The following is a 15,170-nucleotide window of genomic DNA, read 5'->3' on the forward strand; positions in this document are numbered from 1 at the left end:
CGATACCGCTTTGCCGCCGACGGACTGCGAAAAAATTGTATAAGGCAGAGAGGGCTGATCCGTCATGGAATTGTTTATTATCCGCCACGGCCAATCGATCGGCAATCTGATTAAGGAAGATATGCCGGACGGCGAATTGACCGAGCTTGGCAGGCAGCAGGCTGCCGAGGTATGCGAAGGCATGAAAACGGCCAATGTCGCTTATATTGTATCCAGCCCTTTAATGCGGGCCATAGAGACGGCGCAGCCGCTGGCGCGCTGGATGAACTTGCCGATTGAAGTATGGAAGGACACGTGTGAAGTCCGCAGCAAAGGCCCTTACAAGGGGCCGTCCCCGCAGCGGCTTGCGGAAATGTACCCGGAAACGGTGTGCGGACCGGAGATAGAAGAGGACGGCTGGTTTTGTTCCGGCGACGATACCGAGGACACGGCCGCCGTCCGCGCTAAAGCGGTATACGCCCGGCTGCGCGAGCGGTTTATGGGTAAGCGGGTTGCATTGTTTGCCCATAGCGGCTTTAACCGCCACCTGCTGCTGGCCGCGCTGGGATTGAGCCATCATAACGGCGTTTCGTTTCATAATGATAACGGCAGTATCTTTTGGCTGACGGTGCAGCCGGATCGAACGGTATTAAATTATGTGGGCGGCCCGCGGGTCATATTGGAGCACGAAAATGTGAAGAAACCGAAGCTGAATTAACGGCCCAAGGAGGTTGACGATGGAACTGTATATCATTCGCCACGGCGAATCGCAGGGCAATCTGGTCACAAAGGATATGCCGGATGCGGAGCTGACCGAGCTTGGCCGGCGGCAGGCTGCGGAGGTTGCGGATTGCATGGCGCGTGTGCCGCTGGATCGCATTATCGCCAGTCCGCTGGTTCGAGCGATCGAAACGGCGCGGCCTCTGGCCCGCAAGTTGGGGATGCCGATTGAAATATGGAAAAACACCTATGAAGTCCGCAGCAAAGGACTCTATGTCGGCCCGGCGCGGCAGCAGTTGAAGGCTGCTTATCCCGAAGCGGTGTTCCCCGAGGAGATGGAAGCGGACGGCTGGATTTACCCGGGCGATGAAACGGCGGTAACGGGCAACCGCAGGGCAAGGGAGGTATACGCGGAACTGGTTCGCCGCTTCTCCGGGGAGCGGGTCGCAGTATTCGCCCATGGCGGGTTCAACCGCCATCTGCTGCTGGCCGCATTGGGGCTGGACGGCGACAGCGATGTGTACTTTCACCAAAACAACGGGTGTATTTATCATCTTTCCGTGCAAGCGGAGCGGACGCGCCTTCAATATTTGGGAGGCATGAAAGAGATGAGCGGGTAGCGAAAAACACGCCAATACGAGGCGTGTTTTATTTATTTTTTTGGTGGAAATATTGCAAATAAAAAAAACAAGACGCGGCTAGAAGCAAAGGCTTGGTTTGGAAATATATATGGTAAATTATGTAAAAAAATTGTTTTGGGCCCATAAGGCTGGGCTGGATCCGGCGGAGCAAGCGGCCAATAAGGTCGATATTTCGCTGTCTATCGATTTTTGGGAAAAAGCAGTGGAACGGCGGAAACGGCTGCAGAAATTGCTGGCATCCGCTTATTTCGGCAGGGTTGATTTTACCGAGGACGGAAGCGATGATCCAATTCTCCGAGCGAGTCTGAAATAAGGAACCATTATATGAATACGTAATAAAATAAATGGACTGCTTGTTTCTTCTCCAACCTGTTTACGGGAGGGATCATATGAACGACGACAAGGTTAAGATTACTGTTATCATTCCTGTGTACAACCGCGCGGCGTATTTACCTTTTGCCATTAAAAGCGTGCTGGCACAAAGCTTCGCAGCCTGGAAGCTGATCATTGCCGATGACGCTTCCACTGACAAAACTCAAGAGGCGGCCCGGCCTTTTCTCTCCGATCCAAGAGTCGAATATATACGGTTTGCCCAAAATCGCGGAACCGGGGCTAATCTTGCCGCTGCGCTGCAGCTCGTTCAGACGCCTTATTTTGTCATATTGGATTCCGACGATTGGCTGGACGTACGGGCTTTGGACATATTGCTGCATGAGATGGAAAACCAAGACGATTCGACAGGACTTGTGTATGGCAACAGCATCCATTGGTCTGAGCAAAAAGGCCGCATTCAAGCCAAGAAGGTAGAGAAGTACCGGACCTTTACAGACAAATATGATTTTATGCTGTATCATCCGATGGTCAGACCGAGATTTTTCCGCACGCAAGCCGTACGTGAGGTTGGCGGCTTCGAGCTGGACGATCCCCATCAGGGACGTTTTATGGAAGATCGGTATATTTTGCTTAAACTGATAGCCAAGTACCGCTTCCATCACGTTGACATTGTTTTATATAACCTGAGGCTTCATGAATCCAATATTTCCGGCGCCAAGAACATCGTCAAATTCGAAGAAACCCGTTTATATGTGTATCCGAAAATATTAAAGATGTGGAACGACGAATATGAGCCCGTATTTGAAAGGATTAAAGGCTGGCTGCACCTGAGCAAGCTGCTGCCTAAACGTAAGGGTATTCCCGTACGGCAACCCGCCGAGACCGCGGCGAACGCCGATCAAACGGATGCTCCAGGGCCCAAGGTGACGGTCGTTATGCCGACCTACAACCGCGCTCCTTTTATTAAAGAAGCCGTACAAAGCGTGCTGGACCAGATGTTGCAGGATTGGCGACTGCTCATAATCGATGATGCTTCTGCTGACGGGACGGAAGAGCTGCTGAGCGAATACTGGAGCGACCATCGGATTACTTATGTGAAACGTCCGATCAACGGAGGGATTGGCCCGGTTCTTAACGATGCATTAAAGCTGGTGACCACCCCTTATTTTATGCAGCTAGACGCGGACGATTGGATCGAGAAGGAGACGTTAAGCTTATTGCTGGGCGGGATGGAGCAAGCCGGAGAACATACAGCCTTGGCCTACGGAAACTCGATTTACCATAAGAAGAAAAAGGACGGCATCATAACCGATCCCCCCTTTAAGCATCGCGAGTTTACGGATAAATACGATGTGCTGCTGTACAGGTGGATGGTGGTACCCCGTTTTTACCGGACACAATCGGTCCGGGCGGTGGGCGGCTGGGATTTGAGTGTGCCGTTCCATGGGCGTTATATGGAAGACCGGCAGATGTTTTATAAACTGGCGGAGCACTTTAAGTTTCTGTATATCGACCGGGAGTTCTACCATTACCGTCTTCATGACACGAATCTTTCGCTGTCGAATAGAGAAAAGTATGCCGAAATCAGAGTGTATTTGGTACAATATTTTTTTCATAAATGGAAGGGCACAGAGCAGACGCATTGTGTCATTGAATGGCATTTGAATGCTGAAGGCTGGCCTCAGTTTCGTCTTGTTCCGGTCGAACAGCGGAAAAAACATCTATTTGTGCTTGCGTCAGCATCACGGGATGAGCTTACGGAACGGGTGAAACACCGTATTGCAGAACAAAGCAAAGAATACTTGCTGCGAGGATGTTCTGTCGTCGTGTTTACTTTGGATGGGGTGAATGAAAGAGGGAGATATATAAGAGGCATACCATTGGAGCAACTGAGCGGCAATCCTCCCAAAGAAGCGTTGTATCCCTTGCCTGACAAGCTTTATCTGGAAAACGCCAAGCTGTATGAAAAAGCCAAAAAGTGGGGAGAAACCGCCGGTTGCGAAGTATTGCTTAATTTCCCCCTTCTTCCGCCTCCATGATGGTCTCTACACAGCCTAGGAACTGCTTGGCACGAATGGCGGCGGAATGATGATTGTGTATGAAATGAAATCCGGCATCCGCAATCCGCTGCCGTTCCGCTTCGTGGTTTAAGTAATATTCGGCTTTTGTATAAAAATCATCCTTGGTGATCGGTACGAAATGTTTATCCGGCTCAAATCCCAAGTCCGTCAATTCTTGAACGTATGGAGCAAGCAGCAAAGTCCGGCAGGCCAGAACCTCAAAATATTTACGTACGGGATAATGGAAGACAGAATCGCATGTCAGGAAAATTTTAGCCTGATTGATTGTTTGGGCGTAAGTTTCACCAATCAAAATGTCTTTCTCCTCATCAACCGTGAAGTTACGGTAACCCGGGTGATTTTTGTGAAAAAAGCCGGAATGGTATTTCAGTTTATTCAGCATGTGCCATCTGAGCGGGTATATCGTTGGAGCGGTTGAGCCGAGCAGCATATAATTTACATGTTTCGGCTGTCCGTAGTCGCGGAATACGTTGGTATCCGCAAAGTGAGGAAACCAGTGAAGCCGGTCTGCAAATTGGGGATACGCCTGGAGAAACGGATCTCTGTAGATGGAAAAAATATGCCGTACGCCGTTCGAACTCAAATACCGTTCCCGCTCTTTTTTTCTGTTATGGATATCATGAACGATTACCCCGAAGGGGATAGCCAATTGATCCAAACCTTGAATAGCGGGGCTATGACCACGCCCACCCTGATACAATTCGTTGATCAGGATGAAATCAGGCTTGTACGGCAGCCGGTCCAAAATATCGCGGATGTGTCCGGGCTCGTGCCATTGTGTCAAATCCGCCAGCTTGGCAAGCTCTAGGGCAAAATAATGAAAGCTTCTTTGCACATATTTGCTGAAGTCGTGAGTAATAAATAAAATCCGTTTTCTCGGTATCATGTCCGTTCTCCTTCATACCCGCTGGTCACATACTAATTTATTCATGGGGGCCAATAGTGATACACAGAAGTGAGGGAGAGCGGAATGGTTCGGGCGGCGGCGAGAAACGAGCTTCAAGTTGCGTGGCCCGGCAAAAATGGAGCACAACGGAAGTTAAATATCTTGAATCGCGAATCGTCCTATGTCTATAATGAGACCAGTAAGGAAAGGAGAAGGGGCATGCGGCTTGCCGGCACATATATGGATTTAAAAATCAAACATAAGCTGTTTCTGTCATTTGTCGTCACGATTCTGTTTACGGTCTTGATCCTAAGCGTTGTTAACTATAATGTAAGCGCATTAACGATCAAGGAAAATACGCTGGAGCAATCGAAATATACGTTAAATCAAATATCGGTGAATTTGGAAAACAAAGCACGGTATGTCGACGAAAAAATATTTGCCCAATACAAGGATCAAATGTTGTACAAGTATGTAAGAGAAGGCGCCGATGCCGACTCGATCTCGTTTTCCAACGCGCTGCTTAATTTTTTTAATTATTTGGAGCCATATGTGCAATCCGCGCTGATTGTCGATCAGCGGTATAACGAACATTATATCAGCCGAGACGGTCAGCCTAACCCTAAACCTGATGACAGGCAGCGGAAGAGCGAGCTGGAAGGCGAGCTGCGCGAATTATGGGGAGCGGCCCGCTGGGCGAAGGGCTCCAAGGACACGGTATATCTGGAACGCGCATTGTACGATATCGAAACGACAAAATACATAGGGTACCTCATTGTTGGCGTCGATGCACAGTATTTGGCCGACGTATACAATCAACCAAGCTCACGGCCGATGGGCGACATTATCGTGCTGAATTCGCACAAAGAACCGATGTTGTACAAGGAGGACACGGAAGCCGGCATCGCACGCCAGCTTCTGGCCGGGGAGCTGCCGTCAAACATGAGCGGCGCCTTTATTTCCTCGACGGTTCCGTCGCCCAACAATGAATGGATTTTGCTGAATAGGATTCCTGTGAAAGACATTACCGGCAATTTGGATTCTCTGCGTTATTGGAGCGTGCTGACCTTCGCGGCTGCGGTCATTGCGGCTTCGGTATTGGCTTTGCTGATCTCCAGCCATATATCGGGCAATGTCAAACTGCTGCTGTCCAGTATCCGTTCGGTATCGAAAGGCGATTTCGAAGTCCGTATCCGTCCCAGAGGCAAAGACGAGGTAGGTTTGCTGGCCGAAGAATTTAACCGGATGTCGGAGAAGATCCGGGAGTTGATGGAGCAGGTCAAGGAGGAGCAAACGTTAAAGCAGCAGGCGGAGTACAGAATGCTCGAATTTCAATATAACGCGCTGCAAGCTCAGATGAATCCGCATTTTCTGTACAACACGCTGGAGTCGATCAATAGTTTGGCCAAAATTAGCGGGAATAAAGAAATCAGCAAACTGGTCATTGCGCTTGGCAATTTATTGCGGGAAAGCATCCGCAAGAAAAGCAAGTTTGTGACGCTTGAGGAAGAACTTGAGTATGTGAAAAATTACTTGTCCATCTATAAAATCATCTACGAAGACCGGCTTGAAGTGCGGTATGAATGCGATTTGCAGGAACGGGACACGACGATTCCCAATTTTATTTTGCAGCCGATTGTTGAGAATTGCATTGTTCATGGCATCGAGAAACAAACGGGTAACGGATTAATTCACATTCGGATTTATGCGCAGGACGCCTATTGCTGCATCGAAATCGAAGATAATGGGGTCGGCATGACGGAAGATCAGGTGGAAGCGCTCCGCAGGCTGGAGGATCACGGGAGCTTGCAGCATACAAAGCATACACGTGTGGGGATTCGCAGCGTAGCCGAGCGGCTGATGCTCATATACGGAACAAATTGCCGATTTGAAATTCAATCGGTTGTGCAGCAGGGAACGACTGTGCGGCTGACGCTGCCGCTTCACGCCAAAGTATCGTAGGGGGTTCAAGCAGATGAACAAAGTGATGATAATCGACGATAACGCCTTAATAAGAAAAGCGATCCGCAGCACGATGGACTGGAAGGGCATGGACTGCGAGGTCGTAGGCGAGGCCGGCGACGGGATGGAGGGCATGCAGCGGATACTGGCGAACGCGCCGGACCTTATTATTACGGATATCAAAATGCCCGGCATCGACGGTTTGGACATGATCCAAGCGATACGTTCCGCGCTCCCCGGCAGCAAAGTTATCGTCATTACCGCTTATGCGGAATTCGAATATGCTCAAAAAGCGATTCAGACGGGGGTTGCCGATCTGATCGTCAAGCCGATTGACGACGATCAGTTAGAGAAATCGATCCGCAAAGCGGTCGAAGAGCTGAGTGCGTTCCGGGAGAAACACCGGCAAATCGCCCATGTCGAGATTGAAAAAGAAAAGCTGGCGGGAATGGTCCAGGATGCGCTTCCGCTGATTCGCCAAGATTTTCTGCGGCAGCTGGTTAACGAGGACTGTACGGATAGCGGCAAAACACGCCAAACCGCCGACAGCTTGGGTCTGCATTCAAACGTGTACGCGCTGCTGTTGATTCGCGCCAAGAAACAAAACGACAGCGTCGCTAAAGTCAAGTCGATGGCGGCTGCCCGGTCCTTGAGCTGTGTCGAGTTATTGTCGGATGAGGTGCATATCCTGCTGCTGTATCCTTTTCATTCCGGATCTGTAGCGGAACCGGAATTTTCCGGCATCGTCGCCAAAATTCACGCTGCTCTGGTGTCTGAGCCGCATGCCGGCGAAGAGGCGGCTTGCAGCGCCGGCTATAGCGATTTGGCGCAAACACACGTGGTGTATGCTGCAACGGTCCGGAGCTGGCGGGAACAGCCGTACCGTTATGCCGAAGCGGCGGATGCGTCTTATTCCCTGTTGACCAGAAACGTATTAAAGTACGTCTCCGAGCATATTAAAGAGGACCTGACGCTCAGCCATACGGCGGCGTTGTTTGACATCAGCCCCGGCTACTTAAGCAGCTTGATTAAAAAAGATACCGGAGACACGTTCACCGAACTAGTGAGCCGGGGGAAAATTCAGCTGGCCAAACGCCTGCTGCTGGACCCCAAATGCCGCATCGGCGAGGTCGGGGGCATGTTGGGCTTCAAGGATTACGCTTATTTTTATCAGGTGTTTAAAAAATACGCCGGCTGCTCGCCCAAAGAATATCAGAAGGGGGCTATTGAGTGAAGGCGGCATGGGGCATCCCGTTTTGCTTATTGGCCTTGACGGCCGCAGCCGGGTGCAGCGCTTCAACGGAAGTCGCTCCCGACGTCCAACAGCAGGCCGCAGCCGGACAACCGGTAACACTGCGCATTATGCATGTTATGGACGGCTCGCATCCCGATGCGTTAAAAGCGGTGACCGATTCCGTGACAAGGCGGAATCCGCGCATCAAATTTGATATCCAGCAGACCAGCACGGTCCAATATGCCGAATTGCTTAAGACAAAGATGGCTTCCGGCGCCGCACCCGACATTGTGTTCGGGAAGGTCAGCGAATACACGGACATCGTAAAGGCGGGACAAATATTCGATCTGAGCGGCCAACCGTTTGTCGACCGCATGACCGATGAAGTGAAAAAGATGATGACCGTCGACGGCAAGATATACGGCATAGCTGAGGACGTATTTACGCTTGGGGTATTTTACAACAAAGACATGTTTAAGCAATACGGCCTTGAGGTGCCGGCGACGTACTCCGAATATGTGCGTGTGATGGAGACGTTTCGGAATAACGGCATACCGCCTTTCGCCAGAACTTATAAAGAGCAGCAGTGGATCCGGCTGGAATTTTTGAGCGAATGGCGGGTTATTGCCGCTCAGAAGTATCCGAACTTTTTCCTCGACATTCAATCCGGAGCGGCGAAGCTGTCGGACTATCCGGAGTTCAGAGATACGCTGGCCCGTTTTGCCAAGCGGCTTTCCTACAAATCGGGCGACGAGCTTGGCATGTATGCATATCAGGCGCTGCAGTCGTTTGCCGGAGGCAAATTTCCGATGATGATACTGCATTCGGGCAATTTGACGGATATCCGCAAAAATAACCCTGAAGGCCATTTCGGATTTTTCGCTTCCGCATTTTCCGACAATCCGGATGAAAACAAAATTTTCGAAAGCCCGGACAGCGCGTTTATGATTACTTCGCAAAGCAAACATAAGGCGGAGGCGCTGGAGCTGTTCGACTACATGTTGTCTCCCGAAGGCTGGAACGATTGGAGCACGCATGTATCCGCGATCCCGGCGATGAAAAACGCGGCTCCGGCCAAATCCGAGCCGATGATCGACGACATCCTTGCCTACCAGAAGGCCGGTAAAATAACCGGGGATGTGTTCCTGTACACGGGCGAAGCCAAAAAGAAAGAGTTTGAGATGTATCAGCAATTCGCTTCAAAGCCGGGCGTCAATGTGGACGAATTTGTCAAACAGTGGGAGAAGCAATTCCAGGGAACAAACGCTCCGTAACACGTCGTATGAATGTGGTTATGCGAAGTATCGCGTATTTGAAAAAAGCATCGCCTTCCGGTTGAAGCGCAAGCCGCGACCAAAGGAGGCTGCTGAAAAAGTGAACGCTGCATGAGCGAATTATTCCTCCGATCGCCGATTGTCTCCGAATTTCTTGGATTATACCCGCTTATGGCAGGCGAAATTCGGGGACAAAAGCGAACGCTGACGCTTCTCCGGAATAATCTCGCTCACTTCGCTGCTTTTTCAATGGCCCCCAGCCGGAGTGCGGTGCTTTTTGTCGTTCCAGTCGTTCCGATCGTGCTGGCGTTCCATTGCGGTTCGATTTGCCGAAACATAAAAATATCTAATAAATTCGCAAATGGCTCATATATGTTTTCTTCTGCAACCGCTTTAAAATAAAACTTGTTCGCGCGAATGCAAATACGGCTCAAATACGGATAACCGGAAAACGAATATACGCAGGGGGGATTCAAGGTGAATAAGAAGGCGGTATGGTTTGCCGGCGCAGCGCTTTTGTTGGCGCTCACCGGATGCAGCAGCGGCAATAGCAATGGCGGAAGCAGCGCGCCAAAGCCGGCGGACGGCAAAGGAACGGCGGAGACAGCGGCGCCTGCCAATACGGGAGCTGCCGGCGCAGGCGCTGCGGTGGGCAAGTCAATCGAGCTGAGAGTATCTTGGTGGGGTTCGGCGGCGCGTAATGAGAAGATGAATAAAATATTCGATCTTTACGAAAAGCAAAATCCGAATATTAAAATCGTCAGAGAATCTGCCGCAGACAATGGACCCAAGCTGCTGACCGATGCGGCGGCCCGCAATTTGCCGGATATTTTCGGCAATCAACTGCAAATTAACGGCGCGGAATACGCCAACAAAGGATTGTATGAGCCGCTGGACGATTATGTCAAAAAAGGGCTGATCAATCTCGACGGGTGGGATCCGAACTATGTGAAGGCCGGAATGATCGGCGGCAAGCAGGTTGCCGTTCCTTGGGGGCTCAGCTACCGGGCCATTCTGGTTAATGCGGACGGGCTCAAACGGGTGGGAATGGACCCTCCTCCTGCGGATTTAAGTTATAAAGACTTTATCGCGTACGGGGAACAGTTGAAGAGCAAGCTGCCAAAAGACGTCTATGTGATCGACGATGTTGGGGGACATATGGAGACGCTTGCCGTTTATTTGCGCCAGAAAGGCAAAGATTGGTTTACGCCGGACGGCAAAAGCCTTGGCTTCAGCAAAGAGGATCTTGCCGAATATTGGTCGTTCTGGACCGAGCTCCGCAAGAAAGGAATTGCTCCGCCGGCACAGTTTACAGCGGAGAATGCATCGGCGCTGTGGGAAAATTCTCCGATTGTCAAAGGCAAATTGATGCTGCAGAACGCCAACGGCAACTGGGCGAAAATTGTGCAGCCTTTCACCAAGGATAAAATTTTGCTGCACCGCGCTTTTGTGATGCCGGAAGGCAAATCCGTCGGCGGCGAAGAGATGCTTATCTTCGGCTTCGGCATCTCCCGGGATTCGAAACATAAGGAAGAAGCTGCGAAGCTGCTCAACTGGTTTGTGAACGACAGCGAAGCGCAGAAGCTGTATAACGCCGAGCTTGGCGTAATTGGCTCGCCTAAAGCGAAAGCGGCGATTGCATCCACATTGGACCCGCTGGACGCGGAAGGCTTCAAGCTGCTGGACACGATCTTAAAAACGGTGCCGAATACCGGCATCAGACCGGAAATCGAAAAATCGCCGAAGGTGCTGGACACGATCGGCAAATTTTACGAGCAGGTGATGTTCGACAAGATGACGGTCGATCAAGCGGCGGAGGCCGCATATAAAGCGGCGTCGGATGTGCTGAAATAACTGTGTAAGAAAGCGGCCTTGGTTCCTTTAACCGGACCAAGGCTGTTCATTTACAGCCAACCGCACAAATGCAATAAGGGGGTATATCATGCAATCGGCTTATGCGGATGTGAAACCGAATCGCCGTGCCAAATCTGCGGGATTATGGCTGAGATTGTGGCGGAAAAACAAATGGGCGCTGCTTTTTTTATCGCCTTGGTTCCTCGGACTTGTCGTTTTTAGCCTGGTGCCGATTTCACTTTCGCTTTATTTCTCGTTTACGAGTTACGATCTGCTCAGCACGCCGCATTGGAGCGGCATGGACAACTATAAGAAGCTGCTTGTGAACGACACGCGTTTTATTCAAGCATTAAAGGTCACGTGCCAATACGTATTTATCGGCGTTCCACTGCAATTGATCATGGCGCTTTCGCTGGCGCTTGCGTTAAATAAAGGAATCCGCGGCTTGTCTGTGCTGCGGGGTATCTATTACATTCCTTCTTTGCTGGGGCCCAGCGTCGCCATCGCTTTGCTGTGGAGGCAAATCTTCGGCCAAGATGGCGTGTTTAATCATGCAGCCGGGCTGCTCGGGATCGCCTCCAAAAGCTGGATCTCCGACCCAAACACGTCGCTTTTCACTTTGATTGCGCTGCTTGTTTGGCAGTTCGGCTCGCCGATGGTCATTTTTCTGGCGGGTTTAAAGCAAATACCCGGCGAATTGTACGAGGCGGCCGACATCGACGGCGCTTCCAAGCTGCAAAGCTTTCTCCGGATCACGTTGCCTTCGTTGTCGCCGGTGCTGTTTTTTAACCTGGTGATGCAGATGATCAACTCCTTTCAATCGTTTACGTCCGCTTATATCGTGACAAACGGAAGCGGGGGCGCGCTGGACTCTGCATTATTTTACACCTTGTATTTGTACATCAGCGCGTTCTCTCATTTCGAAATGGGCTACGCTTCGGCGATGGCGTGGGTGCTGCTGATTATTATCGCGGCATTTACCGCGCTTCTGTTCCTGACCTCGAGAAAATGGGTCCACTACGAGAGCTGAGGAGGCTGGAAACCGATATGAAAAAACATCGTCCGCTGCGGCAGGAAATTACGTTTGTATTTGTCCTTCTGGGGGCTGTGATCATGACGTATCCGCTTCTGTGGATGCTCGGCAGCTCCTTTAAGCCGGTATTTTGTATTTTCAACGATTCGGCCTCCTTATGGCCGTCGCCTTTCACGCTGGACAATTACATCAAAGGCTGGAAGGGCATTTCCGGCATTACTTTTTCCGCGTTTTACCTGAATTCCTTCGTGCTGGTCGCCTTGACGATCGCCGGCAATGTCGTCAGCTGCTCGCTGACGGCTTACGCTTTCGCGCGAATCGAATTTACGCTCAAAAGCTTGTTTTTTGCTCTGATGCTGGGAACGCTGATGCTGCCGCATCATGTGACGTTAATTCCGCAATATGTGTTTTTTTATAAGCTGGGCTGGATCAATACGTTCCTGCCCTTGACCGTGCCGAAATTTTTCGCTACGGACGCTTTTTTCATTTTTCTAATGGTGCAGTTTATCCGAGGATTGCCGCTGGAGCTGGACAATGCCGCCAAGATGGATGGCTGCAATCACGCGCAGACGTTTGTGCGGATCATTTTTCCGCTGCTGCTGCCTGCGCTTGTCACGACCGCTATTTTTACGTTCATATGGACGTGGAACGACTTTTTCAGCCAGGCGATTTATATCAGCGACCCTCATTTGTTTACGGTAACCTTGGCGCTGCGATCTTTTGTTGACACTTCCGGAGGCGAATCGTTATGGGGGTCGCTGTTTGCGATGTCGACCTTATCGCTGGTGCCGATCTTTGCTTTTTTTGTGATCTTCCAGCGGTTTCTTGTCGATGGCATTGCCACGTCCGGCATTAAGGGGTAAGCGTCTTAAGGAGTGTGTTGAACATGGGCTACGTGGAACAAATTACTGAAGATATGTACCGCTATCTTCCTCCACTAACGAAAAAGGACGATTTTGACGCGTTTTGGGCGGGGACGATCCGCCAAGCAAGGAGTGTGCCGCTGCGGCCGGAAATACAGCCGGTCGATTATCCGAGTCGTCATGTGAAAGTATACGATATTTCGTACAATGGGATGGATGAAACCCGGATTCATGGCTGGTTTCTTGTGCCGGCATTTGCCAAGCAGGATCGTTACCCTTGTCTGATCCATTATCACGGTTTTACCGGGAGTCGCGGGATGCCTTCCGACTTTATGCATTGGACGGCGATGGGGCTGGCCGTGCTGTCGATTGACTGCCGCGACCAAGGGGGCCGAACGGGCAACCACACGGCATACAGCCACGGGTTTGCGCTGAATGTGGCAAGCAAAGGCGTTCACGACAAGCTGGAGTATTATTACCGGTTTGCTTACATGGACTGTATGAAAGCGATCGATTTGGCCTGCGGGTTAGAGGAAGTGGATGTATCCAAAATCGTCATTGAAGGCGCCAGCCAAGGGGGCGCGTTAGGGATGGCGGTGTGTGCGCTGGACGGCAGGCCGGCGCTGGCCATGGTTGATGTCCCCAGCAACAGTAATCTGGTCAGCCGCATCGACGGGTATCACGGGGCTTTCTCCAGCGTTGCCGAATATTTGAAAAAACACCCGGACCAAACGGATCTTGTGTTGGATAATTTAAGTTACTTCGATACGATGAATATGGCGGACCGCATCAAGTGCCGTGTGTTGGCTTCGGTTGCGCTGAAAGACGAAGTATGTCCAGCGTTGATGTATTTTGCCACGTACAATCGGCTGCGCTGCGACAAGGAGATCGCGATCTACCCGTTTAACGGGCATGAAGGCGGAGGGGCGCTGCATACGGAACGGAAAATGGCTTTTTTGTTCAAACATTACCCCGGCTGGTTTGCTTAAGGCCACGTGGGGTTCGACCGCTGCTATGCGGCGCCGTGATGCGTGCTTGACTCGCTCGCGTTGGAATTTTAAATAAAATAAAGCGGCAACGAGCTGCCCCCAAGACCTGCCAAAAGGATTGGAGGCCACTGAAAAAGTAGCGTAGTGAGCGAAATCATTCTGGAGAAGCGCCAGCGTTCGCTTTTGTCCCCGGATTTCACCTGCCAAAAGCAGGTACAATTCAAGAAATTCGGGGACAATTGGCGATCGTAAGAATGATTCGTTCATGCAGCGTTCACTTTTTCAGTGGCCTCAAGGATTGGGGGCAGCTCTTTTTTGCCTATTGCCCGGATGCTGCGGGGCCCGATTTCACGCTTCCAGGCCCGGCTGTTTGGCTTGTCCGGCTGTTTTGCTGCTGCTGCGTCTCGGCAGGTTCGCTCCCAGTACCCCGGTAATGACCAATACGGAACCAATCAGATGGTACCACGTGATGATTTCCCCAAGAAACAGCGCCCCTGCGGCAATCGAAACAACGGTCGATAAGTTATTGAAGGCGCTCATTCGGGCCGCTTCGATTTTGGACAAAGCATAATTCGACGACAACGCGGTAACAAGTGAAGAAAGTATCCCCAAATAAAGCATGGCAGCGATAAAGGAACCGCTGGCAAGCGGGGCGAACAGGCGGTCGAGCGTTCCGGCAGCCGTATGGCTGAAGAAGGAAGCGGCCAAATAAACGGCGAATCCGGTGCCCAGCATAAAATAGGTGATTTCCGCCGGGCTGTACGACTTCACGAGCGAACGGGCCAGCACGCTGTAGCCGGCGGATGCCAAGCACGACAAGGTGAGCAGTAGGATGCCCGTCAGGTTGGATAGATTAAGGCCGCTGCCCTTCATGATAAAAATAAAGGCAACGCCAAACACCGACAGAAAAATCGCAAGCTGCTGCCGCACGGTTGTTTTTTCCTTCAGAAAGGCAAAAGCCAGCAGCATCGTCAGCACCGGCGTGAAGGCGAATAAAATGCCGCCTTCGGCGGAAGTCGCGTACTGCAGCCCAAACGCTTGAAACGTAAAAAATCCAAGCGGGTAAAAGACGGTCAGCAGCACCGCTTTAATCAAAGGTTTTCCGCGATAGTTCAACTTGACCCGGCCGCATGCGACGAGCAGCGTCATCACGCCGAACGATATGGCAAAGCGGTACGCCAGCGTGTCCAACGGACTGGCCTGTTCGAGCGCCACCTTGGTGAACAAAAATGAAAAGCCGACGATTATCGCGTTTAGGACCACACATACATATGCGAGTTTACGTCCTTGTTGTTGGAGCATTACGCCACCTCATCTCTAA

Annotated in this window: 13 protein-coding genes; 11 read left to right on the forward strand and 2 right to left on the reverse strand. The window is 51.1% G+C overall.

Annotated features, from left to right (window positions below; all coding sequences use genetic code 11):
* The first annotated feature begins 64 nt into the window (after nt 1-64).
* From EYB31_RS02915 to EYB31_RS40050, 4 genes are all read left to right on the forward strand, one after another.
* Complete coding sequence (locus tag EYB31_RS02915; protein ID WP_131011775.1) at nt 65-697, forward strand: histidine phosphatase family protein; 633 nt, start codon at nt 65-67, stop codon at nt 695-697.
* A 19-nt stretch (nt 698-716) separates the two neighbouring features.
* Entirely contained in the window at nt 717-1,319 is a 603-nt protein-coding gene (locus tag EYB31_RS02920) for a histidine phosphatase family protein (RefSeq protein ID WP_131011776.1), read from the forward strand.
* Between the two features lie 109 nt (nt 1,320-1,428).
* Nucleotides 1,429-1,653 carry a hypothetical protein gene (locus EYB31_RS02925; RefSeq protein ID WP_131011777.1) on the forward strand — a complete coding sequence of 75 codons (225 nt, stop codon included), beginning with the start codon at nt 1,429-1,431 and terminating at the stop codon, nt 1,651-1,653.
* A gap of 76 nt (nt 1,654-1,729) precedes the next feature.
* The gene (locus EYB31_RS40050; RefSeq protein WP_165452175.1) at nt 1,730-3,712 is read left to right on the forward strand and encodes a glycosyltransferase family 2 protein; all 1,983 of its coding nucleotides are present in this window, start codon (nt 1,730-1,732) and stop codon (nt 3,710-3,712) included.
* Here EYB31_RS40050 and EYB31_RS02935 read toward each other — a convergent pair.
* Nucleotides 3,684-4,640: a glycosyltransferase family protein gene (locus EYB31_RS02935; RefSeq protein WP_131011778.1), complete on the reverse strand. Its 957-nt coding sequence runs from the start codon at nt 4,638-4,640 to the stop codon at nt 3,684-3,686. The genes EYB31_RS40050 and EYB31_RS02935 overlap by 29 nt on opposite strands.
* Nucleotides 4,641-4,880: 240 nt before the next feature.
* Here EYB31_RS02935 and EYB31_RS02940 point away from each other — a divergent pair, with 240 nt between their 5' ends.
* The 7 genes from EYB31_RS02940 to EYB31_RS02970 all read left to right on the forward strand — a co-directional run bounded on the left by EYB31_RS02940 (nt 4,881) and on the right by EYB31_RS02970 (nt 13,849).
* On the forward strand, nt 4,881-6,602 hold the full coding sequence (locus EYB31_RS02940; RefSeq protein ID WP_165452177.1) for a sensor histidine kinase: 1,722 nt from the start codon (nt 4,881-4,883) through the stop codon (nt 6,600-6,602).
* 13 nt (nt 6,603-6,615) lie between these two features.
* Nucleotides 6,616-7,836 carry a response regulator transcription factor gene (locus EYB31_RS02945; protein ID WP_131011780.1) on the forward strand — a complete coding sequence of 407 codons (1,221 nt, stop codon included), beginning with the start codon at nt 6,616-6,618 and terminating at the stop codon, nt 7,834-7,836.
* Entirely contained in the window at nt 7,833-9,110 is a 1,278-nt protein-coding gene (locus EYB31_RS02950) for an ABC transporter substrate-binding protein (protein ID WP_131011781.1), read from the forward strand. Before EYB31_RS02945 ends, EYB31_RS02950 begins: the two co-directional genes overlap by 4 nt.
* A gap of 477 nt (nt 9,111-9,587) precedes the next feature.
* Nucleotides 9,588-10,964, forward strand: coding sequence for an ABC transporter substrate-binding protein (locus EYB31_RS02955; RefSeq protein ID WP_131011782.1), 1,377 nt, complete (start codon nt 9,588-9,590; stop codon nt 10,962-10,964).
* An 88-nt stretch (nt 10,965-11,052) separates the two neighbouring features.
* Nucleotides 11,053-11,994 (forward strand): carbohydrate ABC transporter permease, encoded by a 942-nt coding sequence (locus EYB31_RS02960; protein WP_131011783.1) that lies wholly within the window; start codon nt 11,053-11,055, stop codon nt 11,992-11,994.
* Nucleotides 11,995-12,011: 17 nt separating this feature from the next.
* On the forward strand, nt 12,012-12,860 hold the full coding sequence (locus EYB31_RS02965) for a carbohydrate ABC transporter permease (protein WP_131011784.1): 849 nt from the start codon (nt 12,012-12,014) through the stop codon (nt 12,858-12,860).
* Nucleotides 12,861-12,883: 23 nt separating this feature from the next.
* A complete protein-coding gene (locus EYB31_RS02970) occupies nt 12,884-13,849 on the forward strand; it encodes an acetylxylan esterase (protein WP_131011785.1) in 966 nt (321 codons plus the stop codon).
* Between the two features lie 348 nt (nt 13,850-14,197).
* On the opposite strand, the gene EYB31_RS02975 is transcribed toward EYB31_RS02970, so the two are convergent.
* Nucleotides 14,198-15,151 carry a DMT family transporter gene (locus EYB31_RS02975; protein WP_131011786.1) on the reverse strand — a complete coding sequence of 318 codons (954 nt, stop codon included), beginning with the start codon at nt 15,149-15,151 and terminating at the stop codon, nt 14,198-14,200.
* Nucleotides 15,152-15,170: the final 19 nt, after the last annotated feature.

It is taken from the genome of Paenibacillus thalictri (genome assembly GCF_004307995.1).
Lineage (GTDB): Bacteria > Bacillota > Bacilli > Paenibacillales > NBRC-103111 > Paenibacillus_AF > Paenibacillus_AF thalictri.